This window comes from Lignipirellula cremea, from assembly GCF_056501455.1.
This window is the reverse complement of sequence record NZ_CM151415.1, coordinates 4,272,592-4,298,332: the sequence shown is the minus strand read 5'-3', so window position 1 is coordinate 4,298,332 and position 25,741 is coordinate 4,272,592. Positions and strand designations below refer to the sequence as shown.

General features: G+C 64.3%; 20 protein-coding genes and 1 pseudogene. 4 read left to right on the top strand and 17 right to left on the bottom strand.

From position 1 onward, the window contains the following. Positions 1 to 33: 33 nt before the first annotated feature. Both SH602x_RS16855 and SH602x_RS16850 read right to left on the bottom strand, forming a co-directional pair. A complete protein-coding gene (locus SH602x_RS16855) occupies positions 34 to 1,275 on the bottom strand; it encodes a DUF1501 domain-containing protein (RefSeq protein ID WP_479473421.1) in 1,242 nt (413 codons plus the stop codon). A 59-nt stretch (positions 1,276 to 1,334) separates the two neighbouring features. Then, complete coding sequence (locus tag SH602x_RS16850) at positions 1,335 to 4,199, bottom strand: DUF1549 domain-containing protein (protein WP_479473420.1); 2,865 nt, start codon at positions 4,197 to 4,199, stop codon at positions 1,335 to 1,337. A gap of 563 nt (positions 4,200 to 4,762) precedes the next feature. Between SH602x_RS16850 and SH602x_RS16845 the strand changes: the two genes are divergently transcribed. Continuing rightward, positions 4,763 to 6,499: an alpha/beta hydrolase family protein gene (locus tag SH602x_RS16845; RefSeq protein ID WP_479473419.1), complete on the top strand. Its 1,737-nt coding sequence runs from the start codon at positions 4,763 to 4,765 to the stop codon at positions 6,497 to 6,499. Positions 6,500 to 7,412: 913 nt separating this feature from the next. Here SH602x_RS16845 and SH602x_RS16840 read toward each other — a convergent pair. The 11 genes from SH602x_RS16840 to SH602x_RS16790 form a co-directional block, all read right to left on the bottom strand. After that, positions 7,413 to 8,141 (bottom strand): ABC transporter ATP-binding protein, encoded by a 729-nt coding sequence (locus SH602x_RS16840; RefSeq protein WP_479473418.1) that lies wholly within the window; start codon positions 8,139 to 8,141, stop codon positions 7,413 to 7,415. Continuing rightward, positions 8,138 to 9,349, bottom strand: a complete 1,212-nt coding sequence (locus SH602x_RS16835) for an ABC transporter permease (protein WP_479473417.1) — start codon at positions 9,347 to 9,349, stop codon at positions 8,138 to 8,140. The genes SH602x_RS16840 and SH602x_RS16835 overlap by 4 nt, the downstream gene beginning before the upstream one ends. Then, complete coding sequence (locus SH602x_RS16830) at positions 9,346 to 10,521, bottom strand: efflux RND transporter periplasmic adaptor subunit (RefSeq protein ID WP_479473416.1); 1,176 nt, start codon at positions 10,519 to 10,521, stop codon at positions 9,346 to 9,348. The genes SH602x_RS16835 and SH602x_RS16830 overlap by 4 nt, the downstream gene beginning before the upstream one ends. Before the next feature lie 130 nt (positions 10,522 to 10,651). Beyond that, positions 10,652 to 11,833, bottom strand: a complete 1,182-nt coding sequence (locus SH602x_RS16825; protein WP_479473415.1) for a methyltransferase domain-containing protein — start codon at positions 11,831 to 11,833, stop codon at positions 10,652 to 10,654. Between the two features lie 98 nt (positions 11,834 to 11,931). Beyond that, positions 11,932 to 13,380: an MBL fold metallo-hydrolase gene (locus SH602x_RS16820; protein ID WP_479473414.1), complete on the bottom strand. Its 1,449-nt coding sequence runs from the start codon at positions 13,378 to 13,380 to the stop codon at positions 11,932 to 11,934. Positions 13,381 to 13,460: 80 nt separating this feature from the next. Further along, positions 13,461 to 14,027 (bottom strand): rhodanese-like domain-containing protein, encoded by a 567-nt coding sequence (locus SH602x_RS16815; RefSeq protein ID WP_479473413.1) that lies wholly within the window; start codon positions 14,025 to 14,027, stop codon positions 13,461 to 13,463. An 81-nt stretch (positions 14,028 to 14,108) separates the two neighbouring features. Next, positions 14,109 to 14,444, bottom strand: coding sequence for an ArsR/SmtB family transcription factor (locus SH602x_RS16810; RefSeq protein ID WP_479473412.1), 336 nt, complete (start codon positions 14,442 to 14,444; stop codon positions 14,109 to 14,111). 319 nt (positions 14,445 to 14,763) lie between these two features. Then, entirely contained in the window at positions 14,764 to 16,248 is a 1,485-nt protein-coding gene (locus SH602x_RS16805) for a mercuric reductase (protein ID WP_479473411.1), read from the bottom strand. Between the two features lie 30 nt (positions 16,249 to 16,278). Beyond that, positions 16,279 to 17,112, bottom strand: a complete 834-nt coding sequence (locus SH602x_RS16800; protein WP_479473410.1) for a TVP38/TMEM64 family protein — start codon at positions 17,110 to 17,112, stop codon at positions 16,279 to 16,281. Positions 17,113 to 17,125: 13 nt separating this feature from the next. Continuing rightward, positions 17,126 to 17,899, bottom strand: coding sequence for a TIGR04282 family arsenosugar biosynthesis glycosyltransferase (locus SH602x_RS16795; RefSeq protein WP_479473409.1), 774 nt, complete (start codon positions 17,897 to 17,899; stop codon positions 17,126 to 17,128). Beyond that, entirely contained in the window at positions 17,818 to 18,357 is a 540-nt protein-coding gene (locus tag SH602x_RS16790; RefSeq protein ID WP_479473408.1) for a hypothetical protein, read from the bottom strand. The genes SH602x_RS16795 and SH602x_RS16790 overlap by 82 nt, the downstream gene beginning before the upstream one ends. A gap of 103 nt (positions 18,358 to 18,460) precedes the next feature. On the opposite strand from SH602x_RS16790, the gene SH602x_RS16785 reads away from it, so the two are divergent. Together SH602x_RS16785 and arsS are read left to right on the top strand one after the other, a co-directional pair. Then, positions 18,461 to 19,858 (top strand): methyltransferase domain-containing protein, encoded by a 1,398-nt coding sequence (locus tag SH602x_RS16785; RefSeq protein WP_479473407.1) that lies wholly within the window; start codon positions 18,461 to 18,463, stop codon positions 19,856 to 19,858. 62 nt (positions 19,859 to 19,920) lie between these two features. Further along, on the top strand, positions 19,921 to 20,973 hold the full coding sequence (gene arsS / locus SH602x_RS16780) for an arsenosugar biosynthesis radical SAM (seleno)protein ArsS (RefSeq protein WP_479473406.1): 1,053 nt from the start codon (positions 19,921 to 19,923) through the stop codon (positions 20,971 to 20,973). 259 nt (positions 20,974 to 21,232) lie between these two features. Here the strand turns inward: arsS and SH602x_RS16775 are convergent. From SH602x_RS16775 to SH602x_RS16765, 3 genes and pseudogenes are all read right to left on the bottom strand, one after another. Beyond that, a pseudogene (locus SH602x_RS16775) lies at positions 21,233 to 21,532 on the bottom strand (chloride channel protein); the annotation flags it as partial. 616 nt (positions 21,533 to 22,148) lie between these two features. Beyond that, positions 22,149 to 23,018 carry a sterol desaturase family protein gene (locus tag SH602x_RS16770; protein WP_479473405.1) on the bottom strand — a complete coding sequence of 290 codons (870 nt, stop codon included), beginning with the start codon at positions 23,016 to 23,018 and terminating at the stop codon, positions 22,149 to 22,151. A 4-nt stretch (positions 23,019 to 23,022) separates the two neighbouring features. After that, complete coding sequence (locus SH602x_RS16765; protein ID WP_479473404.1) at positions 23,023 to 23,421, bottom strand: rhodanese-like domain-containing protein; 399 nt, start codon at positions 23,419 to 23,421, stop codon at positions 23,023 to 23,025. A gap of 174 nt (positions 23,422 to 23,595) precedes the next feature. Here SH602x_RS16765 and SH602x_RS16760 point away from each other — a divergent pair, with 174 nt between their 5' ends. Beyond that, positions 23,596 to 24,534 (top strand): tyrosine-type recombinase/integrase, encoded by a 939-nt coding sequence (locus tag SH602x_RS16760; protein ID WP_479473403.1) that lies wholly within the window; start codon positions 23,596 to 23,598, stop codon positions 24,532 to 24,534. 12 nt (positions 24,535 to 24,546) lie between these two features. Here the strand turns inward: SH602x_RS16760 and SH602x_RS16755 are convergent, their stop codons facing one another. Further along, a complete protein-coding gene (locus SH602x_RS16755) occupies positions 24,547 to 25,323 on the bottom strand; it encodes a hypothetical protein (RefSeq protein WP_479473402.1) in 777 nt (258 codons plus the stop codon). Between the last annotated feature and the right edge of the window lie 418 nt (positions 25,324 to 25,741).

The window sequence follows — 25,741 nt, the reverse complement described above, 5'->3', positions numbered from 1 at the left end:
GCCAGGGACTGATCGAACGTCCGGCGTCGGCTGCTACGTCAGAATCTCCTCCGCGGCGGACACGGCGGGATCGGCGATCGGAAGTTCGCGACCGTCGATCGCGAACGAGCCGTGCGAGTCGACTCCGACCGCCTGCAGGTAGGTGTGGAAGAGTTCGCCGTGGTCGACTTGTCCCTCCTCCACCGCGGTGCCGTCGGCGTTCGTCGCGCCGAAAGCGGCGCCCCGCGCGACGCGACCGCCGGCAAGACAGACCGACCATGCCTTCGACCAGTGATCGCGTCCGTAGTACTGGTTAATTCTCGGGGTTCGACCGAACTCCGACAGTACGACGATCAGGGTGCTGTCGAGCATTCCGCGATCGGCGATGTCGGCGACGAAGCAGGCGAACGCCCGATCGAATTCGCCGAGCTGTTCGATGTGGAAATCGAAGTTTTCGTTGTGCGTGTCGTAATTCGAATGCGACAGTTGCACGAACGTGACGCCGCTTTCGAGCAGGCGCCGGGCAAGCAGACAATGACGCCCGAAATCATGCGTGCCGTAGCGTTCGGCGTCTCCTGCCGGCTCTTTCGAAACGTCGAAGACGTCGCGTTGTCGCATCAGGCTTTGGGCCTGCTCGTACGAGTAGGCGTAGGCCTCCGTGACGGCGGCGCGACGGCGACTCAGAAAGCGCTCGTTGACCATGCGTCGAAACGCTTGCCGCGCGTCGTCGGAGACGCCCTCCATTCCTTCCGGAAGGGTCGTGTTCGCGGGCGGCTTCCCGTCCCCCAGGCGGACGCTGGCATAGCGGGGCCCGAGATAAGCGGAGTCGTTGCCTCGTCCGCCGCCCCCCGATGCGACGACGATATGTCCCGGAAGCGTCCCCTCCTCCGGCGCGAGCGCCTTGGCGGCGACGGCGCCGATCTCCGGATAATCCGCCGCCGGGGACTGTCGACGTCCCGTCATCATCAGGTAGCGGCCCTTGCCATGGTCGTCTTCGCTGGTGTTGACGCCGCGCACCAGGCAGAGATGGTGCATCTGCTCGGCGGTCTTCGGCAGCAGCTCGCAGATATGAACGCCAGGGACTGACGTCGGGATCGCGCGGAACGGCCCGCCTGTCTCCGTGCCGGGTTTGGGATCCCAGCTTTCGAGCTGACTCAGCCCTCCGTGCATGTTGAAGACGACGACGCGCTTCTGATCGGAGTGCAGCCGTTCGGCGAACGCCGGCGAGGAGAAGAGTCCCAGCCCTCCCGCGACGCCTCCGGCGCCGAGCACGCCGAGGAACTGCCGGCGAGCCATTCCATGGTCGGACGACCGACAAGCGTAAGACGCGCGCATTCTTCCGTTCCTTCCGGCGATCAGTGGTTGAATCGGAACTCCGCCGAGTTGAGCAGGCCCCATACCAGTTCTCGCGCGGCGAGCGTCCGATCGCCGCGATCGGTCAGGTGAGCCGAGACCGCGGAGATTTCGGCCTCCGACGGCAAGCGACCGAGCGTCGCGAGATAGAGTTCCTCCGCCGCAACCGCGTCGTTCGCAGCCGCGAGGACTTTCTCCGTGACGTTGCCATTCGCCGGCGACAGCCAGCCGGCGATCTTGCCTTCGTTCGCGGCGAAAAGAGCCTGATCCGGCGTGGCGAAGAAGTCCCCCTGCGGCTGCCCCGGTCCCGCCGCGTACAGGGCGACGAAGGATGCGACGTCGCCCTTCACTTTGTCGTGGACCCGTCGCTCGACCTCTCGCTCCCGAGCGGCGAGAGTCGCCGGATCGTCGCGCTGCTCTTCGGCGAGCGGCGACGCCTTCTCCAACTCCGCGGCTTCTGTCGCCAGGTGGCGATCGTAGATGCCGGTCGCTCGCATCATCGATCGGGCGAGCTGCTCGGGGGCGAGCGGCTTCAGCGTCGCCGCGGCGTAGTCCTCGATCAGGCGTTCCCGCAGCGTCGACTCGGCGGCGCCGAACTGCGACTCTTCGGCCTCTACGAGCGCCTGGGCCGTAACGACGGCCTGCTGTGCGGCGGCGACGTTCCGCTCCCGCGCGGCGCGCTCCGCCAGAACCGAATCGTGCGATGCCTGGACGGACGCCAGCGCGATGGCGGATTCTCGTTCCGCCGCGGTCGCGGCTTCCAGGCGCTGCTGAGCCTGGACTGCTTCCGCGCGATAGACGGCCACGCGCTCGGAGGTCGACTTCGCCGCGTCCGCGAGGGCAGAATCATCCGGTCGCCTTCGCGTCGCCTCTCCCGCCGCGGCAGCCGCTGAGGCGACGAGCGATTCCGTCTCCGTTCGTTCGTTCTTGTCAGCGACTGCCGCGGCCATCGCCTTCGCGGCGACGTCACGACGTTCCTTCGCAGCCGCGACGGCGGATTCGCTGGAGGCGACGGTCGACACGTACTCGGCGAGCACGACGTTCGCCGCATCGAGCGCCTTCCTTTCCGCCTCGATCGCATCTTTTCCTCGGGCGATCGCCGCAGACTTCTCGTTCAACTCGACGACGCTACGAAGGGTCCTGGCGCGCTGCGTCTGAGCGTCGCGTGCCTGCAGGTCGGCCTCATACTGACGGCGAGCGATGAGCAGCTTCGCTTCGGCGTCGGCGACCGCCTGGACGAGAGGCTCTCGTTCCACGATCGCGGAATCGATCGCGACCCGAGCGGCGACGAGGGCTTCGGTCGCGACCGACTGTGCGGCTCCCTTCTCCGCGAGCGTCTTTTCAAGCGCGACGACTTCGGCTCCCAGCGCTTCGTTTCGCGAGCCGATCGCGACGGACGCCCCTTTCAGACCTTCATCCATCGGCAGCGCTGCCGAGGCCTGCTGAGCCGCCGCGGCCGCGGTCGCGACGACGTCGGCGGTTTTACGCTTCTCTGCAAGGCCTGCCTCTGCGGCGGAGACCGCCGCCGTCGCTTCGTCGGTCTTCTTCTTGGCCTCGAGGAATTGGCCCCGTCGTTCGTCGAGTCGCTCGCCGACGGGGAATAGATCGGCTGTCGCCTGCTCCCAGATCTTGCTCGCGTCGCGATAGGCCGCGGTCGACGCGTCCGCTTTCCCAGCGAGTTCCGCGGCTGTCGCCTCGGTTGCGGCCAACTCCGACGAAGCGGCCTCGGCCAAGGCGCCGAGGTCCAAAGGCAGGTCGTAGGGACGCTGGTACGCTTCGGTGAGAGCGATCTCCCGCAGAAACGCCTTGACGTCATATTTCGAATCGACGAAACGCTCCGTCAGCAGATTGAGAAGTTCCGGGTCGGAGGGCGGATTGTCCGCGTGGTGCATGTCGAGCGGCTCGACCAGTCCCCGGCCCAGCATGTGGGCCCAGAGCCGATTCGCGATATTTCGGTTGAACGCGTCGTTCGTTCCGTCCGTCGCGGCGCTCGCCAGCATGGTGCGGCGGCTCACCTTCGGAACCGACCTCACGCCGTCGGCAGGCGCGACGACATACTCTTCGCCCGGGAGGAGATACGGCTCCGGGGGAACGACCGCGCCGGGCAGTCGCGGCCCGGTGCGATACGGAATGCCCTGCACGAAGACCGATTCGAACTTCAGATCTCCGCCTGACTTCTCGGCGTAGAGCGTCAGTTGCTTGTCTCCCTCCTTCCGAACGACCGGGTACCCGGAGGCGAGGACCGCGAGGAGACCGTGATAGTCGCTCTGCTTGTAGTCGTCGATGAGCGGATGGTCGTGGCACTGGGCGCACTGCAGATCGCGGCCGAAGAATATCCGTCCGACATCCCGCGTCAGGAGATTCGGCTCCCCTTCGCGGTCGAGATAGAACCTCGCCGGCGCTCGCTGCGCAGGATCGACGCCGTCCGCCGAAAGGACCTCTCGCGAAAGAATGTCCCACGGCTTGTTCGCCGCGACCGATTCGACGAGCCATGCCTGCCACTCCGCCGACGGAACCTGCTTGTCAGCGCGCCGCTCCATCAGCATCAGATCGAAAGTCGTCGCCAGATGCCGTGCGTAGAGCGGCGACCCGAGCAGGCGATCGACCAGCCGAACTCGCTTCCCCTCATCCTGATCGGCGAGAAAGGCCCGGACCTCCTCCGCCGTCGGCACGACCCCGTTCAGGTCGAGCGTCGCGCGACGAAGAAATTCGGCGTCCGAGCACCTGCCGACAGGCGCTCCGGCGATTTCGGCGAAGCGCTGGTCCACCGCCTCGTGCAGCGAGACCTCCTTGGCCTGCGCATAGAACGGGACCAACGTCGACAGCAGCGCCGCGAGTACGGCGCGCGCGAGCGGGCGCGAATTCATTCGCCGCTCCATGGCGAGATCGGAAGGGAGGGCGCCTCGAACGACGGCGAAGGTGGAAGTCGCCGTTCGCGTGCGAGGCAGGCGGGAGGGACGTCGAGCGAATCGCGACGAACCGGAGCGAGAAGCGCCTTTCAGCTGCCCGCTCCGAAGCGATCGACTTCGCTGACGATCGTTGTACTATCCGTTGTCGCAGTCGAAGTCAAACATTTTTCGGCTGCCTTGAACGCTCGTCGAGCTTCGCAGGTCGCGGCGATCGACCCTCCGCGACGTAGAAGAGTAGCGCGAGATCCCGAAGCAGGACAGGCTCCGGATCGACCTCCGAGAGTCACGTCGATGTCTAACTCGTCCCCGTCGCGCGAGAGAATGGACGAGACGGTGCGCTCGTCAGCCCGAAGCCGGCCGGGCCTCGACGGTCACAGGCGCCGGAGTACGATCTACCTCCGTCGACGAGACGAATCGGGATTCGCCGCGAAGAAAGCGACCGCGCAATGAAGGCCCTTCGAGTTTTGACTCTGTTGTCGTCGCTGTGGTGCCTCTGCCCGGCGGTCGCTGACGAGGTTCCGATGACGGTCGCCGCCCTCTGGTCCGACTTCGATCCCCGCAAGGACCCGCTCGACGCTGAAACCGTGAGGGAGTGGGAGAAGGACGGCATCGTCTACCGTTACGTCACCTTCCACATCGGCGACTTCCGGAACCGCCCCGCTCGTATGGCAGCGTTCTTCGGATTTCCCCGGGGCGCGGAGAAATTGCCGGGTCTGCTCCACCTGCATGGCGGCGGGCAGCGAGCGTTTCTGCATGAAGTCGAGTTCTACGCCGAGCGAGGCTACGCCTGCCTCTCCCTCAACTGGGGCGGCCAGGAAATGGAAGGGGCGGAAGAAGGCGACCCCAACACCGATTGGGGCGCCGTCGATCCGACGCAGCGGAACGTTCCGGGCTATTTCAATCTGAAGCCCGGCGAGCAGTGTCTCGACCCGGTCGAATCGCCTCGAAACAACAACTGGTACCTGCTGACGCTGGGCGCCCGAAGAGGACTTACCTTCCTGGAACGACAGTCCGAAGTCGATCCGGACAAGCTCGGCGTTTACGGCCATTCCATGGGCGGCAATCTCGCGGTCTACGTCGCCGGGACGGATGACCGAGTCGAAGTCGCTGCTCCTTCCGTGGGCGGGTCAGGCTTTCGAACCCAGCCGTGGCCCTTACTGACCGAGCAGAGGAAACAGGGGCCGAACGGCGACCTGGCCCAATTCGACGCTACCCTCGGCTTCGAGTCGTATGCCCCCCGCATTGAGGCTCCGCTGCTGTGGCTGGGAGCGACGAACGACTTCCACGGCATCATGGACGACACCTATCGCACGGGGCATCTCATCCCGCACGAGAACGTCCGCTACGCCTTCGCCCCTCACCTGAATCATCGGTTCACGCCCGAGTTCGCCGTCACCAGGGCGCTCTGGCTCGATCAGTACCTCAAAGGAAGCTTCACGTTCCCACGGACGCCCGGGTCGAAGCTGGCACTGGCGTCGAAGGACGGGATTCCTGTCCTGCGAGTCACTCCTGACGCGTCGATTCCGATCGAGCGAGTTCAGCTCCATTACTCGCTGGATCCCGACCCGCAGGCACGCTTCTGGCGAACGGCGAAAGCGACCAGAGACGAAGGCACGTGGACCGCGGAGCTGCCGATCCTGAGCGTGGACCGGCCGCTTTTCGCCTTCGCGAACGTCTTCTACTCGACGCCGAAGAGCGAGTCAGAGCCCCATGCCGAGGCGACCGCAACCTTCGCGATCAGCTCCCTCCTGCACACGGCGACTCCGGATGACTTACGCCGGGCCGGTACGAAGCCGACCGATGCGAGAAGTCCGCTGATCGATGACTTCTCGAACGGCTGGCAGGACTGGTACGCGCTCTCCGCAGGCAACCCGCACCACTGGGAATACTCGACGCGCAAGCTCAACGACCCCAAGTGGCGGGGAGAGTCGGATCAGAAGCTCGTCGTCGAAGTGCAAGCCGAGAAGGCGAACGAACTGGCGATCGTCCTGACGGAGAACTTCTTCCGACCGTATCGTGGCCCGTCGCACGAGTTCGTAGCGGTCGTGAACCTCGGCGCCGGCCAGCCGGAGACGGTCTCGCTGACGCCGGGCGACTTCGCGTCGGCGACGGGCAAGAATCTGTCGTCCTGGGAGAACGTCGATCTGCTGAGCTTGCGTGCCTTCCACGAAAAGGACGGCACGCTGCGGGGGAGCAAGGACTGGCAGGGACCGCAGCCCAAGTTTCGAAAGCTGTATTGGCAAGATTCGGTCGAGTGACTCTCCCCTCGTCCCCACGAGCGCTCGATTTCGAAGGAACCTCTCATCCCCGGCCGCGCCGCTGAATTAGCGGAACTGCGAGCGTTGCAGTGCTCTGCGGCGAACGGGCCGCTGCGGCTTACCTCGACGCGTACGCCGAAACCGGCGACGAGGACGCTTTGCACGCGGGCCTCTGGGCGCTGAACGGCGCTGCATACGCCGAGGCGGATATTTGCGATCGCTGAACCGCGAATGAAGAAGAAGGCCGATCTTACGACCGGCGGAAGCTCGACCGAGCTCCGCCGAGGATGCGGACCCGTGCTACGCCGAGGATGCGGACCCGTGCTACGCCGAGGATGCGGACCCGTGCTACGCCGCTGATTTGGATCGCCCTCAACACCCGGAGAAGACAGGGTGGTGGCCAGCAGCGATTCCAACGCACGACGGCCCGACGTCATCGCCGACCACGACATGCCATGTGCTGTCGATCAACGCCTGGAACACGACCTCGGAGGAGCGACCTGGGAAACTGTCCTTTTCGGCAGGCGCGCCCGCGTTCGCCGCACGATACGGTCGCTGCAGCGATTTGCAAGAGGAACCGAAAGGAACTAAACGGACGCGCGAAGCAGTGGTCCTCAGCGTTCCGTAGTACCAGTCGTATCTCGGTCTCAAGTGCATGTCGTTTCCGAGCGGACGACAGTTTTCGAGATTGTCAGGGTACTGGGTTCACGAGAGACGCCGTTGCTTCCAAGCGGAGTCGTACCCGTGCGTCGCCTGGCCGATTCGTCAACCCACAGTGAAGCGGAGACCTTCTTGCGACGCTACCTACTTACCGCGTTCCCTCCGTCCCCTCCGTCAGATCGCATGCGGAAATCCTCACACCCGCGTTCGCCATTTGGACCGCCGGCGTTGCGACTCGGTGGAGTATTCTCATTCAGTGATTCGCCTGGCTGGAGGGAGCGAGCCGGGCGTCTTCCATTTCGTAGCGGGTATCGAACACGTCGAGAGAACGCTGGTCATGCGTGACGACGATGACCGCCGCCTGCTGCTCGTGAGCGACCTGGGCGAACAGTTCCATGACTTGCCGCCCTCGTTGGCTGTCGAGGGCGGCGGTCGGTTCGTCGGCGAGGATGACGCTCGGCCGATTGGCTAAGGCCCGTGCGACGGCGACCCGCTGCTGCTGACCGCCGGACAACATCGAGGGAAGGCTTCGAGCCCGGTCGGCGACTCCGAGGTAGCCGAGCAATTCCATGGCGCGCCTGGACGCTGCCCGGCGAGAGTCGCCGTTCAGCTCCATCGCGATCTGCACGTTCTCGCCGGCAGTCAGGAACGGAATCAGATTCGACTTCTGGAAGACGAAGCCGATATGCCGCCGTCGAAAGGCTCTTAGGTTCGTTCGGGCTTCCGGACCGTCGAGTACGAGTTGTCCGCCGATGTAGACTCGCCCCGAGGTAGGCGGATTGATGAGCCCCACCGCCGTGAGGAACGTCGATTTCCCCGAGCCGCTGGGACCGAGCAGGGCCACCACTTCGCCGGGCCGTACGCGCATCGTCGCGTCCTGCATGGCCACGACTTCGGTGTTGCCGCTTCCGTAAACCTTCGTGATGCGATCGGTTTCGATGGCGAAAGGGGAAGCGGCATCGGAAGAAGAGGCGCGACTCACGACAGAGCCTCGTTGGGCGAGACTCGCATCGCTTTCCAGATGCCCAGAACGCTCGACGCCACGGAGATGCCCAGCACGATCAACCCTAACTGGGCGACGTCGCCGTCGGTAATGACGACTCTACGAGGAAACAACGGAAAGACCTGTTGCCCCAGGAAATACGCGATGCCGAATCCGATCCCGCCCAGCAACAGCGCCTGCTGCAGGATGAGTCCCAAAATGACGCTGTTCGGCGCGCCGATCAGCTTGAGCAGAGCGATCGAGTGAATCTTGTCGAGGGTCAGCGTGTAGAGAATCAGCGCCATGATGATGGCGGCGATGATCGTCAGCAGCGTCCGAAACAGGCCGATCTGGGCCTTGATCTTCTCGACCGAACCCTTCAGCAGGAGTTCCCGCTGACCCTCCTGCGTGAAGACCGAGACGTCGCTCCAACCTTCGATGACCGCCGCCACATCGTCGGCCTGCGCACCGGGGGCGACAGCGACCATGACGGCGCTCAACTGCGGGCGGGCGATGGCAGGAAGTTCGACCGCCGGTCTCTCCGCATTTTCGAGAAGCGCCGGTTGCGTCAGCGACGCTTCGAAGGCATCGCCTCGCGTTTCCCGAGCCGCGCGTTCCAACCGGACCGACTCGCCGGGAACGTCGAACTGAATCGCTTGCGCATCGGGCACGGTCACGAAGGCGATCCCGTCGCCATTGGAACTGATGAAGTTTCGGGTGACGCCGACGACTTCGTAGGTTTCCTTTCCCAACGTGATTCGGCTGCCGACTGGAAGTTTCAGGGTTTCGTCCGCGATCATCTCGAAGTGATTTTGCGAAAGGCGCCGGCCCGCGACGAGCGGCAGCCACTCGCCTTTGTCCGTCGGCCAGCTAAGTCCCATCACGGCGATCCGTAGCGGCTTGCCTGCTCGATCCCGCTGGATCGTGTGGTAGACGAACTCGCGAGCCGACTCCACTCCGGGAACCGCCTCGAGGCGATGCACGAGGTTCGGCGGCACACGGGATACCTCGGCGAAGGGGCCTCGCGTGTCGCGTTGCACGACCCACAAGTCGGCGTTCGCCCGATCGATGAGCAACGTGGCGTCCTCGATCACGCCCCGATAGATGCCCCCCATCCCCATGACGATCATCAGCAGCAGACCGACGCCGACGGTCGTCAGCGCGAATCGTCCCACGTTGTGGCGAATGTCCTTGAGGGCGAGGTTCATCGGACTTCGACCCTCTGTCCCTCGGTCAGCGCGGACGTTCCCGTCGCAGGCGTCAGAACGACGTCCCCGACCGCAAGTCCGTCGCGAACTTCCGCGGCCGCTCGGCCCCGGAGCCCCAGCGTCACCGGCTTCCACCGTGCCGTTCCATCGTCTTCAACGAACACGCCGTCCTGTTCGTCGCGACGCACCAGCGTCGTCAGAGGAATCGTCAGCGCTCTGTCTCGCCGGTCGGTCTCGATGAAGACTTCCGCCCGCTGACCGACCGCCCAATTCGCCGGAAGCTTAGAAACCTGGACGTCGACGACGAACTCCCGCGTCTCCCGGTCCGCCTGCCTGCCCAGACGAACGACGACGCCCGGGTACGTCTGGGCAGGCTGCGACCGAAACACGACACGAGCGGGCTGGTTCGTAGCCAACTTCGACATTTCCGTCTCGTCGACCCAGGCGCGAATCCACAGGACTTCGGTGGAAATCAGCGTCAGAACGGCGCTGCCGGGTACTGCGACGTCGCCGGATTCCCTGTGACGAGCGACGACGAGTCCGGCGAACGGAGCTTCGATGGCGGTGTCCGCGAGTCGTGCCCGGTGATACTCCAGCGTCTTCTCGGCGGCGAGGCGAACTTTTTCTCCTTCGCCGATCGCCGCCTCTGCCCGACTCACATCCGCGGCGGCGACGGCCAGCGATTCGACCGCTCGATCCAGTTCCCCCCGCGTCGTCGAACCTGTCTGGTTCGCCGCCTGCATACGTCCATGATGGTTCTCCGCCTGCGCGAAGACGGCTGCGGAGCGGGTTTTGTCGGCGTTCAGACGTTCCAGCGCCGCCTGCGCCGCTTCCAAATTGGCTCTCGCGATCTCGACCTGCTGCAGAAGTTCTTCGTCGTCGAGTTGGACGAGCAGCTTATCCTGTTCGACGGAGTCGCCCTGATCGACGAAGACCTGACTGATCCGCCCGGCGATTTTAGGGCTGACGGTGGAGGAGACTCTGGCCTCCAGCGTTCCCGTACCCATCACTTCCGCCACGATCGTCTGGCGAGTGGGAGCGAAACCCTGCACGGCGATCGGGGCCAGTCGCACCTGGTAATAAATCGCTCCGGCGATCAGCGGAACCGCGAGCCATCGCCCCCACTTCCATAACCACTGAAGTCGATCGCGCAGTTTCGGTTCGCCGCTCATGGGTCGTCGCCTGCTTCCGCTTCGATCCGCCCGCCTGGGGTCGTGATGTCCATTCGCATCGTGGATCGCGCCCCCGGGGCTTGATCGTTGCATACCCTGGCTCGCGATACGACGGCCCCGGCCGTCGAAGTCACGGCACCGGAACGTACGAGTAGCCGTCGGCCTGGCGGTTGACGACCGTCGTCATCGCGGAGAAGGCGACGACGACGTCGGGAGAAACGTCCTCGGGCGCGTAGCCCTTCTCCGCGAGGGACTGTCCGCAAACGAGGACGTCGACCCCGGCGGCTCGAAGCTTTTCGATCAGCTTCAGGTCGGGATTCGACTCGCCGAGCTCGAGTTCTTTCGTCGCGTCGTCGGAAAGCGCCGATCGCGTCGCGCCGCCGTGGAGGACGATCGTGATCGAGACGTCGCCCGCCTTCCGTCCGGCGAGACCGTACAGGTTCAACAGTTTCGCCGCGCGGTCGAGTCCCTTGTTCGGCGCGCCCTCCTTCGTCCCGGCAGTGACGTCGAAAACGACCTTCGCCCCGGGTCGCGGCGCCTCGACGTCGCTCGCTCGCGGACGTACGGCTCCGAAGCCTTCGACGATCGGATGCAGGGGGGCGCCTGCTTTCGCGTCGGTCGATTTCTGAAAGACGACGAAGTAGTTCTCTTCGAGCAGGTTCTCGATCGCGTCGGTCTTGCGGAAGCCTGCCTCGACGATTTCGCTTTCGAAGACTTCCTGACCGGCGCGGACGTGCTGCAGCGTCCAGTCGCTCGACTCGCCTTCGATCCTGCGGAAGTCGATGAGAAAGACCTTTCCGCCTGGCTTCAGCGCCCGGGCGATCGTGGCCATCGTCTTCAGCGGATACTCGAAGTGATGGTAGGTATCGCAGATGAAGACGGCATCGACGGAGTTCGGCGGAAGGCCCGACGCGTCGTCTCTCGCCAGCACGGTCTTCACGTTGTTCAAGCCCGACTTTTCCGAAGTCGCGGCGATGTGGTCGAGGAACTTTGGCGCAATATCGACGGCGTAGACCGTTCCGGTCGGTCCGACCTTCTCGGCGAAGAGCCGAGTGAACAGGCCCGTTCCGGCCCCCACGTCGGCGACGGCCTGACCTTTCGCCAGGTTCATCTCGGCGACGATCGCCTCGCGTTCGGCGTAGACCTCGCGGCTCTCCGTCTCGAATCTTTCGACGAACGCCTGAGGATCGGGATCCCGAAAGCTGTCGTTGATGCCCGGCCGCACGCTGTCCTGCTGCGCGACCGCGATTGCGCCGGGCAGGGAAACGACGACGCACGCCGCGATGACTTGGAAGAGGCGGGAAGAAATCATGGAGGCCTCGTTCGAGGATGGAAGGAAGTCGCTTCGGCGTCCGGCTCGACCGCGAAGCATGCCGTATCAGTAGAGCATCGGAAGCGAACTCCGTTTCATCATCTCGAACAGGCGCCGTCGGACGAGCATGCGGCGTCCTGATCGCCTCCAACTTGAGTCGGAAGACCGTTTGCCACCCACGCGCCGTAGCCGCCGGCCAGATCGACGGCGTCGAAACCGGCCCGCTGCAGAATGCTCGTCGCGATCCCGGACCGCCCGCCCGCCTGGCACTGCGCGACGACCGGACGCGAGCGATCGATCTCGTCGATCTCGCGCAGGAGATCGCCCAGGTAGCGATGCTCCGCGCCGGGGACGTGGCCTTCGCGGAATTCTCCCTGGGAGCGAACGTCGATCAGGGAGACCTCGCCGCTTTCGATCGAACGCCGCAACTCCTCGGGCGGGAGAGAATGATACGACTCGGTCCTTATTCCCGCCGCCGCCACCGCGTCGGCATCGAACGCGCCGCCGACGTCGTCGATCCCGATCGATCGCAGACGTTTCAGGAGTTCGGGCAGGTCCTCCCGTTCCGCGATCAGATACAGCGGTTCGTCGTAATCGACGAAGAAGCCGGCCCATTGCACCAGCGACTTCGCTGGAACGTTGATCGTGCCCGGTACGTGCCCGGCGGCGAACGCCGCCTTCGGGCCGACATCGATCATTAGACCCTCCTTCGCTTTCGCGAGCGTTCGTTCGGGCGGTAGAACATCGACCTTCGGAAGGCTCCGCACCAGTTCCGGTCCCTCCTTGTTCACTCGCTTCATCACGGCGAAATAGAAGGGCGTCTCCGGCTGATCGGCCAGGATGTACTCGACGAATCGCTGTTCGTCGTCGAACTGCAGCGCGGGATTGAACCGCTTCTCGTAACCGACCGTGCTGGAGGGAATCGCCCCGAGTCCCTTGCCGCAGGCGCTTCCCGCCCCGTGCGCGGGCCAAACCTGGAGGTGATCGGGAAGCTCGCGGAACTTCCGCATCGAGCGATACAACTGCCGCGCGCCGACCTCCGCGCTGCCGACGACGCCGGCAGCCGTCTCCAGCAGATCCGGCCGCCCGATGGATCCGACGAAGACGAAGTCTCCGGTGAAGATCCCCATCGGGGCGTTCGCGCCGCCCCCTTCGTCCGTCAGCAGAAACGCGAGATGCTCGGGCGTGTGACCGGGCGTGTGGACCGCCGTCAGTTTCACGCCGCCGAGGCGAAATTCGTCGCCTTCCTTGAGCAGACGCGTCTTATGCTTGTCCGTGAACTTGTACTTCCACTCCGCCGGACCTTCGTCAGACAGGTAGAGCGTCGCGCCTACGCGATCGGCCAGTTCGCGCGAACCGGAAACGAAATCAGCGTGGATGTGCGTCTCCGCCGATCCGACGATCCGCAGTCCCTCCCGCTCGGCCGCCGCGAGGTACGGCTCCACGTCTCGGCCAGGATCGAAGACGATCGCCTCGCCGCTTCGCTGGCATCCGACGAGGTACGAAGCGTGCGCGAGCGACCTGTCGTAGAAGCGTTCGAAGTACATGGCGATCTCTCTTTCTTGGGTCGACTTGGGGGAAGCGTCGCCGGCCTGCCGGCGGACGGCGCCGTTCACGAGGACTGGGGTTAAACGCCGCAGGCGCCCTTCTCGCAGTTCGCGTTCTTGGAACCGATCTGATTCCAGGGCATGCGAGCGATCAACATTCCCATGCCGCACGTATCCGTGACGCCGGCGAACACGAGGCCGGCCCCGACGAACGCCGGAATCGCGACGAGCCAGGGATGAACGAAGAGCGCCAGCAGGCTTCCGACGAAGACGATCGAGCCTGCCGCGATGCGCACCTGGCGCTCCAGCGAGATCGCCTTGCGACCGCGCACGACCGGGTAACCGGCCGCTTCCCAGCCCGCCGTGCCGCCTTCGACGTTGACGACGGGACGCCCTCCGACCGCTTCGATCGCCTCGCAGGCCTTACGGGCGCGACTGCCGGAGCGGCAGATGACGTACAGGGGGGTCGAACGGGCGGACGCGTCGCTCGCCAGCGCCTGGGCGTCGAGCCGATCGAGCGGCACGTTCCGGGCGAGGCCCACGTGCACTTCTTGAAACTCGACCGGCGTGCGGACGTCGATCAGGTCGACTGCTTCCCCAGCCTGTGAGCGTTCGTAAAGCTCTTGCGGCGAAACTGCAGATACCATTTCGAATTCCTCCTGCACCTTGGATTGCTGGACATGTCGGAACGTTACGACATATTTGCGTAAAAAAGAGAGAGTCGACGTTCAGCCGCCCGAGACGCCGAAGCGAGACTCGACGCAGGCGAGAATCTTCCCGAGCGCCGGTTCCGCCACGGCGTAGAACACCTTCCTGCCGTCCCGTTCGCTGTCGAGAAATCCGCAACGCTGCATCAGGCGGAGGTGCTCCGACGCCATGGCCGGCGCGAGGTCGCACGCCTCGGCCAGTTCGCCGACGGTGAACTTTCCCTGGAGCAGCATCTGCACCATCCGCAAGCGGTGGGGGTGGGCGAGCGTCTTGAGGCACTCTGCCGCGTCGCCTAACGCGTCCAGATCGGTCAGTCGCAGGCGCTTCGCGGCAGGCTTGGTCGTCTTGGCATTCATCGGCAACTCCTTCGCGTAAATATATCGGAATATCGCCAGCTGTCAACATTCCGGCTTCCGATTCCTGCTCCTCGCGGGCACGGAATCCCGGGGCGTGGACGGAGAACTCGCCGCAGCGAGCCGGGCGTGAACCAGCTCGCTGCTTTCCTTGCGTCGGCACGGTCGGCGACGCCTCTGCCCATGAGGGACGCGGCCTCCCGGCTCCGTTCCAGATTCGCAAGAAGGCTTCGAGCCAAGAACGCTTCTCAGGAGAGCTTTCGTTAAACGATCTTGATCGGCAAACCGCAAATCCCCATGCGTCGACACGATCGCCGTTCGATCACCTTCGCCACGTCAGCCAAGCTTCGAGCGCTCGGCGAACGAGCGGCTTGAGTCGGGTGCGGTTGTAGGCGTCCCCGAGTTTACGAACTGCCTCGGTTTGCGTCGGATAGGGGTGGATCGCGTTGCCTAGGCGCTTCAACCCGAGGCCGTGCGTCATGGCGAGCGAAAGCTCGCCGATCATTTCGCCGGCTCGTTCGGCGACGATCGTGGCACCGAGGATCTGATCGCCTCCTTTCTTCGAGAGAACCTTGACGAAGCCCTCCTCTTCGCCATCGAGGACGGCTCGATCGACCTCCCGCATCGGCTGCACGAAGACGTCGTATTCCACGCCGCGGCGGCGCGCTTCATCTTCCGTCAGGCCGACCTGCGCCAGTTCCGGCGAAGTGTAGGTACACCAGGGGATGACGAGGGAGGACATCTGACGTCGCCCGAAAAACAGCGCGTTCTGAACCGCGAGCCGGGCCATGAAATCAGCCGCGTGCGTGAAGCGGAACTTCGAGCAGACGTCGCCGGCGGCGTAGATCTTCGAGTTCGTCGTGCGTAAGCGATCGTCGACCTTCACTCCTTCGTCGTCGCATTCGACGCCGGCTGCTTCGAGGCCCATCCCCTCGACGTTCGGTTCTCGCCCGACGGCGAGGAGCAGACGGTCGAAAGCTTCGGCGTCCTCCGCATCGGGAGTCGTCACCTGGACTCGCGCGCCAACTCGCTCGACCTGCAGACGCTTCCCCCCGCCGAGGATGCGAACGCCGTCGCGCAGGAGGGCCTGCTTCACGATCTCGGCTGCGTCCGGGTCGTCCTTCGGAAGGATTCGCTCCGACTGGTACAGAACGACCTCAGAGCCGAATCGACGGAAGGTCTGAGCCAGTTCGCACCCGATCGGCCCCGCTCCGATGACGCCCAGGCGTGCGGGAAGCGCCTCCAGATCGAAGACGTTTTCGTTGGTCAGGACGTCGATCTGATCGAGTCCCGGAATCTGCGGGATGCGGGGTCTCGTTCCGGTCGCGAGGATGGCCTTGGAGAACGACAACTCCGTTCCTTCAACGGCGACGCGATCGGGTCCGACGAAGCGAGCGTCGCCGAAGTAGACGTCCGCTCCCAAGTCCCGGAAGCGACTCGCAGAGTCGTGATGGCTGATCCGGGCGCGCAGCCTTCGCATCCGTTCCGCCGCGGCCGCGAAATCGATCGTCGCGGCTTCGGCCCCGCGAACGCCGAACTCGCCGCTTCGTCGGGCCTCGGCGATGGCCCGGGCGGAGCGAATCAGTCCTTTCGACGGAACGCATCCGACGTTGAGGCAGTCGCCGCCGAGCCGGTCGCGCTCGATTAGCGCCACCTTCGCGCCAAGCGTCGCCGCCCCCGCCGCTGCGACGAGTCCTGCCGTTCCGCCCCCGATGACGACGAGGTTGTAACGTCCCGTCGGCTGAGGATTGCGCCAATCGTCGGGTCGAACTTCCTGATCCCGCTTGGAATCGTAGGGACTGGGCATCTGAATCGGCTCACTAAAGAGGTCGTCACGTCAAGAATCGCCGTCGCCCGCCCCTCCCGCCGGAGCGTCTTGTCGACCTTCGCTGGACCGTTCGGTCGGCTGATCCGCCTTCGTCGATTTGCCCATCCGCTTTGCCGCACTCCGAACCAAAACACGCATGACCAGCGGCAGCAGGCCGATCGCCACGAATGCAGCGAGGATCTGCGTCAGTTGCCGAGGTTCGAACGCGGCCTCGATTCCATCGTCGGCCAGTTCGCGAAGGCTCGGGACGACGGAGCCGGCGTAGACGTAGGCCGCGGTGCCGGGGAGCATCCCGATCTGGCTGACCCACCAGAACGTGCGCAATCGAATCTTCGTAAGCCCCATCAGAGCGTTGACGAGGAAGAACGGCACGACCGGGATCAGACGCAGAGAAAACAAGTAGAAGGCGCCGTCCTGTTCGAAGGCACGATTGAAACTCTCCAGTCGCGAACGGAAGCGACGCTGGAGGTAGTCTCCGAAGACGAACCGCGACAAGAGGAAGGCGAGCGACGCTCCCGCAGTCGAAGAGAAACTCACCAGGATCAGCGCCGGCAGGAATCCGAAGAACCATCCATACGCCATCGACAGCGGCACCGCGCCTGGAATGGACGCGCCTGTGACGGCGACGTAGATCGCCGCGGCGATACCGTACATCAGCAGGGGGCTCGTTCGTTGAAACTCGCGGAGCCGCGACTCGCGTTCGGCAAGGCTTTCGAGCGTCAGGCTTTCGCCGAAGACGAAGTAGACGCCGATCGCGGCCGCCGCCAGAAGGACGAGGACGCCCAGTCTGACGCCGAGGGAGCGATATCCAGGCTGGCTCGGCGATCGTTCGTCCTCTGACATCTGCTCGTTCCCCTCATTCACTCGGTCCGACGCGTCCGGAAGAGGTTCGGGGCGTTTCCCGAGAAGGACGATCTTCGATCCAGCGAAGTATCGCCTGCTGCGTCTCGCTCGCATCTTCGCCCAACTTCCGCAGGTCGCTCGCCGCCCATTCCAGGTCGGATTCCGTATCGACGTCGGAGAGCGGCGGAAGGCGCTCGATTCGGCCGAGCGGTCGGAGGCGCTCCGAAAGCGCTTCCGCCGTCGTCGAACGGCTGTACTCGATGGACGTCCATAATTCTTCCGGTACAGGAGTTCGACCGCCGAAAAGATAGAAGCCGCCGTCTCGCGACGGCCCCAGCACGAACGTCGGCTCGCCTCCGGAACGCAATCGCTCGGCCGCCTCGCGAAGAGCGTCGGGCTGGAGTTGGGGAGCGTCCGCTCCGATCAGCAGCGCGATAGAGTGCCGTTCCAGTAACTGCCGATAAACTTCGGACAGTCGCAAGCCCAGGCCTCCCGAGGGCTGAACGAGTCGCTCCAACCGATTCCAGAGCGGATGATCTGCCTGGTCGGACTCGGCGATCGTCCAGTACGGCTCCACGGCGAATCGCTTCGCGTCGATCGCGACGGCCTCGATCGCGGCGATCGAGAGCGAATAAAAACGCTCCGCTGCTTCGCGCCCGACGGTCTCCGCCAGGCGGGTCTTCAAAGGAGAGGCGCCCGGCGTCTTCACGAAGATGGCCAGTCCGACGTCCGGCGACGTGGCCTGAGAGTCGTTCGTCCGGCGATGCGACTGCGAAGCAGAGTCCACGCCTCCGGAATCGCCTGCCTCGCCGTGAGGTAGAGGTGCGTTCGAGTCGTCTTGAACCATCCGCGTTCTCGATACTTGCGAGCGCTGGTGTAGAGGACGGCGCCGACGGGTCGCAGGGACACTCCGCGACGCCGCGCGGACCAGACCAGCAGATGATCCTCGCCGTAGGACGCGTCGGCATCGTAACCGCCTAGTTCCTCGAACGTCGCGCGCGGCAGGCAAAGCCCCTGGTCGCCGAACGGCATCCCCAGGATTCGCGAGCGAAATCGGGCGCCCCAAGCGTTTAAGTTCATCGCCCGCGGACCGTCGGGCAGAAACGCGAGGTCGAAGTAGCGCAGGCTTTCGCGGTCGGCGGCGAGCGACGCGTCCAGCTTCGCGATCGAATCGGGCGCCAGCCTGGTATCGGCATGCAGAAACCAGAGAAAATCCCGGCCAGCGGCCGCCGCGCCGGAGTTCATCTGGCGTGCCCTGCCTTGCGTCGCATAAATCCATCGGACGGACCGTCCGATCCGCTCCCTGTCGTCGAACTCTTGTGGCGTCCCGTCGCCCTCTGGCGCAACCATGATCACTTCTGCCGATAACGACGCACGCTCCAGGTCGGCGTGGAGTCTCCGCCAAAGCGCTTCGCCGGTTCCAAGCGGCACCACGATGGAGACTTCGGCGAGCATAGGCGAAGATGAGCCAACACGCTCAGAGGAGGCGGTCGCGAAACGCTCCAGGATGGGGCGAAGCGCTCGCTTGCTATTGAACGAAAGAAACACACCGCAGTCGGAAGGGGCGAAGCAGGTGGACGTTCACGGTACGACCTTTCCTGGCGAGGAGGAAGCGGTGCGATCGCGCTATGCTGCCGCGTCGCAGCGCGTCGAGCCGGAACTGTGCTGCCCGGTCGAGTACGAACGGCGCTATCTCGAGGCTGTCCCCCAGGAGATCGTGGAGCGCGACTACGGTTGCGGCGATCCTTCGGCGTTCGTACGTCCGGGCGACGTCGTACTGGATCTCGGGTCGGGCGGCGGAAAGATCTGCTACATCGCGTCGCAGATCGTCGGTTCCGAAGGACGCGTCGTCGGCGTCGACTGCAACCAGGAGATGCTCGACCTCGCACGACGTCATCGCCGGGACTTCGCCGACCGCGTCGGCTACGCGAACGTCGAGTTTCGACGGGGGCTCATCCAGGATCTGGGGCTCGATCTGGATCGGCTCGACCGAGAGTTGAAGGAGTCGCCCTGCACCAGTTCCGCTGACTGGCTTCGATTGCGCGGCGTCGAAGAGCGTCTGCGTCGCGAGGAGCCGATGATCCCCGATGATTCCGTCGATTGCGTGCTTTCGAACTGCGTGCTGAATCTCGTCCGTCCCGAGGACCGGCGTCGACTTTTCGCCGAGGTCTTCCGTGTGCTCAAACGCGGCGGACGCGCGGCGATCAGCGACATCGTTTCCGACGAGACGGTTCCAGCCGAGTTGCGGCGCGATCCCGAACTCTGGTCCGGATGCATCTCCGGCGCCTTTCAGGAGGAGGAATTCATGCAGGCGTTCGAGCAGGCCGGATTCCATGGCATTCAGATCGCGAAGCGTTCGGCGGAGCCGTGGCGCGTCGTCGAGGGCATCGAGTTTCGCTCGGTCACCGTCGTCGCATTCAAGGGCAAGCAGGGTCCCTGTCTGGAAAGGAAACAGGCGGTGATCTACCGCGGTCCCTTCCGCTCGGTGCAGGACGACGACGGGCATGTCTACCGTCGCGGAGAGCGGACCGCCGTCTGCGATAAGACGTTCCGGCTGTTGCAGACGGAGCCGTACTCTGGTCTGTTCGAGCCGGTCGAGCCGCGAGAATCCGTCGCGGTCGAAAGCGCCGCCGAGTTCGACTGCCGTCGATCGAAGCGGCGTTCTCCGCGCGAGACGAAGGGCCTGGAGTACCGAGCGACGACGGAACCGGCCGCTTCGTCCTGCGACGGCGAGCCTTGCTGCTGATTCTCGCGCCGACCAATGTCGTTCTGACGCTCGCAACCGTTCGCTCCTTCCGCCCGGCGCCCATGTCGCTTCTGTCGCTGAACCGACGTCGTCACGAACTGGCTCTCGCCGCGAAGCAGAGGGAACTGCTGGAATCGGATTTTTCGATCCCGACCTTCGAAGAGTCGCTGCGGAGCTCAGGTTACGAGGGAATTCGGGCGGGCGACGTCGAGATCCTGCAGGTCAACATCGGCAAGGTCTGCAACCAGACCTGTCGCCATTGTCACGTCGATGCCGGTCCGGACCGTCGCGAATCGATGTCCCGCGAAACGATGCAGGCGTGTCTGGACCTGCTCGCGAAGAGCGGTATCGGCGTCCTGGACGTGACCGGCGGCGCGCCGGAGATGCATCCCGACTTCCGCTGGCTGGTCAGCGAAGCGAGGAAGCTCGGGCGAAGAGTCATCGATCGCTGCAATCTGACGATTCTGGTCGCTCCGGGTTTCCAGGACCTCCCGGAGTTTCTCGCCGATCACGAAGTCGAGATCGTTGCGTCGCTCCCCTGTTACCTGGAGGAGAACGCCGATGCCCAACGCGGCGACGGCGTCTTCAGAAAGTCGATCGAGGCTCTTCGCCGGCTGAACTCGCTCGGCTACGGAAGCGGCGACGAGCGAAGAACTCTGACTCTGGTCTACAACCCGATCGGTCCGTCGCTGCCGCCCGATCAGTCGAAGCTGGAAGCGGACTACCGGCGGGAACTCCTCGCCCGCTACGGCGTGCGTTTCGATCGACTCTTCGCGATCGCAAATCTGCCGATCAGCCGGTTTCTGGACGACCTGGTTCAGAGCGGCAGGTACGAAGCCTACCTGGAGAAGCTGGTCGCTGCGTTCAATCCGGGGACGCTGGACGGACTGATGTGTCGCAACACGCTCTCCGTCGACTGGCAGGGACGACTGTTCGACTGCGACTTCAACCAGATGCTCGATCTCGAAATCGAGTCCGGGTATCCGCAGTCGGTGATCGATCTCGACGTCTCGAAGCTTTCAGGACGGCCGATCTCCACCGGGCGTCACTGCTTCGGCTGCGCCGCCGGTTGCGGTTCGAGTTGCGGCGGAAGCATCTTGAAGGACGGCGGCTGACAAGCCTTCCGTCGTCGGCGGCGCGGCGATCCGCGCGGCGGAGATCGACGCGTCCGCCCAGTCTTCCAAGCGTCGCCCGCGTTCGAAAAAAATGCGGCTCGAGCTGCTTCCGCTGACCGTGGCGGAAGTGCAGCGCCTGCTCGTGGCGATCGTCCTCCAGGCGGCTCCGCCCGACCCGCCGCGTCGGCTCGCCTTCTCCCGCTCCGGCGAATCCCGCGGCGACGCCGGTCACCAGCAGCGCGCGAACGTCGTCCTTCATCAGTCGCGGCAGGAGCTTGGCCTGCCCGCTGGCGATCGCTCCGCCCATTCGAACGGCCGTCCCTTCGCGTCCGGCGGAGCCGCCGAAGAGATGCGTGACGATCGTCCCGACGAGAACGAGCGGAGCCATTCGGAGCGGGACGCCGCCGCCCGGTTCGTGAATCTCGTCGACGATCAGGCTGTTGTTGCCCGCGGCGACCGACTTCCCGAACGCGAAGTACGTCGCGCCGATCGCCCCGCCTGCGACGGGCAGCAGGTAGAGCAACTCGGGATGGTCCCAGCGAGTTTCAGGTGAAGCCATGCCAGCAGGATGAGCAACAGAGCGGCCAACCCCAAGCCCATCCATGCGGTTCCCCATCCGCGTCTGGTGCTGCTCCGCTGCGAAGCGAGGTCCCAGCACCAGACGCCAAGCGATACGACTCCGGCAACGTTCAGGCCGTTGGCGACCGATCGAGTGACGAAGCCCTGTTCTCGATGAGAGCCGAGCGCTTCGGCCCCCACCGGACCTACAGCGGCTCCGTAGAACATGAAGCGGCCCTGCCAGAACATCAGCGCCGCGAGCAGAAGGTTCAGCTGTGGCTAGTCACCCTGCGAGTCCCAGAGGCTCACGATCGCCCGGCGAAGTGCGCGAGTCCGGGGGTGTCGATACGATCCCCCTCGGCGAGCTTCCCGCGACTTTCGCGAAGTCTGGCGTCTGCCGCGCGTGGACGACGACTAAGTCGACGGGTTCGCCTCGCGTCTCTCCGAAGGTCCCAGTCACGATCGCTATCATCGCCCTGCTCGGGGGCCAGACGCTGGCGAAAAACGTCGACCCGATTCTCCGCTAGGGCGTTCGCCAAGTTCTCGCGAAAGGACCTTCCGCCGAACATGAACGTTGGCGCTGATGCCTCGGGAGCAGGAGGTCTACAAGCAACGTCTCAGTTTCTCCAAGCAGAACCGGGGACCGGCTCCCCCGCTTCGTCGGCAGCCGACGATTCGCCGGACGCGAACTTCCTGACGGCGACGAACGGCGTCTTCAGCATGCCCGGCATCGATTGCCAGCGGTCGTCGTCAAACTCGTCCAATCCGAGTTCGACGGGCTCTCCGTCGGGCCGCATGCGAAACGTGCGGAACGCTCGGTCCCACAGCGAAAAGAGAACCGAGTAGTTCGAGTCGGTCTCGGGTCGTCGCCTCGAGTGGTGGATCTCGTGCATCCGCGGCGTAACGATCAGGCCGCGGAGCGGACGGTCGAAGCGGCCGAGCGAGATGTTGGCGTGATGGAACATCGTGTTCGCGACCACGAGCGTCTCGAAGATCAGGATCTCGAACGCCGTCACGCCGAACAAGGGAATCAGACCCAGCCGGAGCGTCGCGCCGCCGACGTGTTCCCCGACGTGGAAACGGGTCGCGGTGGTGACGTCCATCTCCCGATCGGAGTGGTGCATTCGGTGGAACCGCCAGAGAAAAGGAATGCGGTGGTTCGCCCGATGCCAAAGGTACAACCACGTGTCGAGCAACAGAATCGCCGGCAGCATGCGCCAGGGCCATGCGATTCCGGAGACGTGCAGCAGACCGAAGCTCTCCTCTAACGCCCAATTCGCCACGAACACGGTCGCCGTGGCGAAAACCAGCGCCAGGACGACTGTGTTTCCGAGAGCGATCGCGACGTTCCGACCCGCATGACGCCAGCGTCGCTTTCGATCGGCGACGCGCGGAAAGAACGTCTCCCACATCCAGAACGCGGCGAGGCAGAGGGCGGTGAGAGCGGGCTTCGCCGTCGCCGCCCATTCAGGCGCTTCGGTCGGCACGTGCTTAATCCTGTGCCGCGGGGAAGCCGGCGGAGATAAGCTCCTTGTAGCCGGGCTTGACCGATTCCGCCCGATAGCCATGCTTCTCAAAGACGTTCGCTGCCGTCAGCGCCCGCTTGCCGATGACGCAGTGAACGTACAGCGTCTTGTCCTTCGGCAGCTTGGCGAGTTCTTCCTTCGAAAGGCCGTCCTGCACGGCGCTCAGCGGCAGGAACAGGGCGCCTTCGACGTGGCCGGCGTTCCATTCGCTCGCTTCCCGCACGTCGACGAGGACTGCCCTACCGCCGTCGACCTGCTTCTTGACCTCCGCCAGCGAGAGGTTCGTCGGTTCGGCAGCGTAGGCGGAGGAGGCGATCGAGAGACCGGCGACCGCGAGGAATCCGAGCGCCTTGAGGCTACGCATGGAGAGATCCGTATCGTGAGCGAGCGGGAGACCGCTCGCGGGGAGATTAGCGCGACTCGGTATTGTACAGAACCAGGATCGAGTCGGTCTCCCCCGGACCGGGACCGCTCGTCCCGACGAAGGCGGACGTGCTGAACCGAAGAGATCGACCCAAAGACCGGCGAGAAACGAGAAGTGCCCGGCCTGTTCGAACTCGACTCGGCTGAGAATCGACGCATCGGCAGCGCCGAGTGTCTCGTGAAGCGGGTCGAGCGGGTCGTCGCGGAAGCAGGGATAAAGTCCCTCGACGAGATCACGACCGGTCGCGACCAGAAGACGATCAACCGAATGGTCACGCTCTCCGCTTGCGGTAAGGCGAACGCGAAGAGAATCGCTCGGCCTGGATCGAAGCCTCTTTCCGACGAGTCGAAGAACCACTACCGGAAGGCTATGCGTCGCTTCGCTTACTTCCTCTTCGAGAAAGGCTACATCCAGTCTCGCCCACTGAGCGACATGGTCATCAAGAACGACACGGCGATGCGTCGCCCTCGTGGCGCTCTGTCGGCGACCGAAATGGAGACGCTGACCGTCACGACCTACCGCTCGGAGAAGACGATCGAGGGCCTCGACGGGAAAGAGCGGGCGTGGCTATACCGGCTCGCGAACCTCACGGGCCTGCGCCGCAAGGAACTCGGTGCGTTGACGCAGGCGAGCTTCTTCCTCGACGACCTGGACGCGGCCTTCGTGGTTCTGACGAGCGGACGGACGAAGAACAAGGAAGACGCTGCTTTGGCCCTCCACCCTCAGATGGCGGAGAAGCTACGGGACTGGCTGGTCACTCGGGACGAGACGATCTTTCCGGGGCTCGCGATCAAGATGACCTACAAGATGGTCCGTGACGACCTGAAGGCGGCGAAGATCCCGGAACTGACGAACGGGGAGAAGCGGGACTTCCACTCCTTCCGGCACGCTTTCGGGACGTGTCTGCAGATGGCGGGCGCGCCTCAGGCTCTCGCTCAGAAGATGCTGCGGCATAACTCGCCGGAAATGACGCAGCGTTACTTCCGGAAGCCGGATGGGGCGGAACACGCGGCGGTTTCCCGGATGGCGGTTCCTGGCCTGCAGGTCTTCTAAGGTCAGCGACCTTCAGGGGCGGATACGAACTTCGTAAGCCATCGACTTACTCTCCGCTGGGGTCGTAGCATCCTCGACCGTGATGAGGACCGACCCCGCTTCAAGAGCCTCGAACTCGAACTCTGTGACGAACTGAAGGGATCCTGCATCTCGCCTACGGATGACTCGCTTCCCGACTTGCTTTAGCAGTGGCGACGCGACGGCTTTGTACTCGTGTCCTTCGATGGCCGCGAAATGAACGCGAACGATGGTTCCGACACTCACAGAATAGGTTCCCGGCTCGGCAAGAAACTCGACCTCTACGTGTGTCTCTTTTTCCGTTTCAGCCGGCTTGCGAACCTTGAACTCGTAGCGATCGACGGCTGAGGTCTCTGCGTTCCTGACTTCGAGCGTAACGTCGACATCGACGATTCCGAAATCAATCTCGGCTGTCGAGGTTGCACTCCCTTCGATTGATCGCGTCTTCGTCACTCTTGGAGGCCTCACGGCACCCGCCTCGCCATTCGTACTCTTCAGGAAAACGATCGGGAACCGCTTCGGATCCACAGCGAGGGTGACCCGCACGTCAGAGTTCGGCTCGACCCCATACTTGCCCGGCTGGCTGACGAGCAGCGTGTCAGGCATAAATGGCGGTATGACGACGGCGATTCCGTCTGGGATTGTGGTGTGCGACGGCGGCTTTTCTCCAGGTCGAAGCGGGCGGTAGTACCGCGAAGACTCGTCGGCGTTGAGGCCGGTTGCCATCACGAAGAGACAGCAAGCCTCGACTGCGAATACGAGCGTACGCATGAGCGGCACCTTTCACAGGTTCAGAGATGTCTCTGAGAGGTTCCCGCAGGGTACCCGTTTCGATGCAATTCACCAACGCAAAAAGCCGAGCGGAGTCGCTCGGCTTTCCAAAGGGCGAACGACCGACGGATCTGTCGATCCGTGACGCCCAGCGCCGCGGCGGCCGCGACCCGCGTCAACTCCCCCGCCGCGATCCGTTCGCATGCCGCCAACCGCCGCCGCTCGTCCTCGCTCATCGAAATCGTCCTCATGCCGCCCCCTTTCTGAGGCCAAGCAGCGGACATTTCTAATGGGCGAGCAACCGGACAAAATCGGTGGACGGCGACACGAATACGGAGTTTCTTCCACACGCGATTCGAGGCAGTTTTCGGCGCAAAAGTAGTACAGGTAGTACAGCGGCTTGCTGGATGAACGCACG

Coding starts and splice junctions, on each gene's coding strand:
- SH602x_RS16810 (WP_479473412.1), bottom strand. CDS start 14,444: ATGAATGCCAAGACGACCAAGCCTGCCGCGAAGCGCCTGCGACTGACC.
- SH602x_RS16765 (WP_479473404.1), bottom strand. CDS start 23,421: ATGCGTAGCCTCAAGGCGCTCGGATTCCTCGCGGTCGCCGGTCTCTCG.
- SH602x_RS16825 (WP_479473415.1), bottom strand. CDS start 11,833: ATGATTTCTTCCCGCCTCTTCCAAGTCATCGCGGCGTGCGTCGTCGTT.
- SH602x_RS16845 (WP_479473419.1), top strand. CDS start 4,763: ATGACGGTCGCCGCCCTCTGGTCCGACTTCGATCCCCGCAAGGACCCG.
- SH602x_RS16785 (WP_479473407.1), top strand. CDS start 18,461: ATGATCACTTCTGCCGATAACGACGCACGCTCCAGGTCGGCGTGGAGT.
- SH602x_RS16755 (WP_479473402.1), bottom strand. CDS start 25,323: ATGCGTACGCTCGTATTCGCAGTCGAGGCTTGCTGTCTCTTCGTGATG.
- SH602x_RS16830 (WP_479473416.1), bottom strand. CDS start 10,521: ATGAGCGGCGAACCGAAACTGCGCGATCGACTTCAGTGGTTATGGAAG.
- SH602x_RS16805 (WP_479473411.1), bottom strand. CDS start 16,248: ATGCCCAGTCCCTACGATTCCAAGCGGGATCAGGAAGTTCGACCCGAC.
- SH602x_RS16820 (WP_479473414.1), bottom strand. CDS start 13,380: ATGTACTTCGAACGCTTCTACGACAGGTCGCTCGCGCACGCTTCGTAC.
- SH602x_RS16790 (WP_479473408.1), bottom strand. CDS start 18,357: ATGAACTCCGGCGCGGCGGCCGCTGGCCGGGATTTTCTCTGGTTTCTG.
- SH602x_RS16835 (WP_479473417.1), bottom strand. CDS start 9,349: ATGAACCTCGCCCTCAAGGACATTCGCCACAACGTGGGACGATTCGCG.
- arsS (WP_479473406.1), top strand. CDS start 19,921: ATGTCGCTTCTGTCGCTGAACCGACGTCGTCACGAACTGGCTCTCGCC.
- SH602x_RS16850 (WP_479473420.1), bottom strand. CDS start 4,199: ATGAATTCGCGCCCGCTCGCGCGCGCCGTACTCGCGGCGCTGCTGTCG.
- SH602x_RS16855 (WP_479473421.1), bottom strand. CDS start 1,275: ATGGCTCGCCGGCAGTTCCTCGGCGTGCTCGGCGCCGGAGGCGTCGCG.
- SH602x_RS16800 (WP_479473410.1), bottom strand. CDS start 17,112: ATGTCAGAGGACGAACGATCGCCGAGCCAGCCTGGATATCGCTCCCTC.
- SH602x_RS16815 (WP_479473413.1), bottom strand. CDS start 14,027: ATGGTATCTGCAGTTTCGCCGCAAGAGCTTTACGAACGCTCACAGGCT.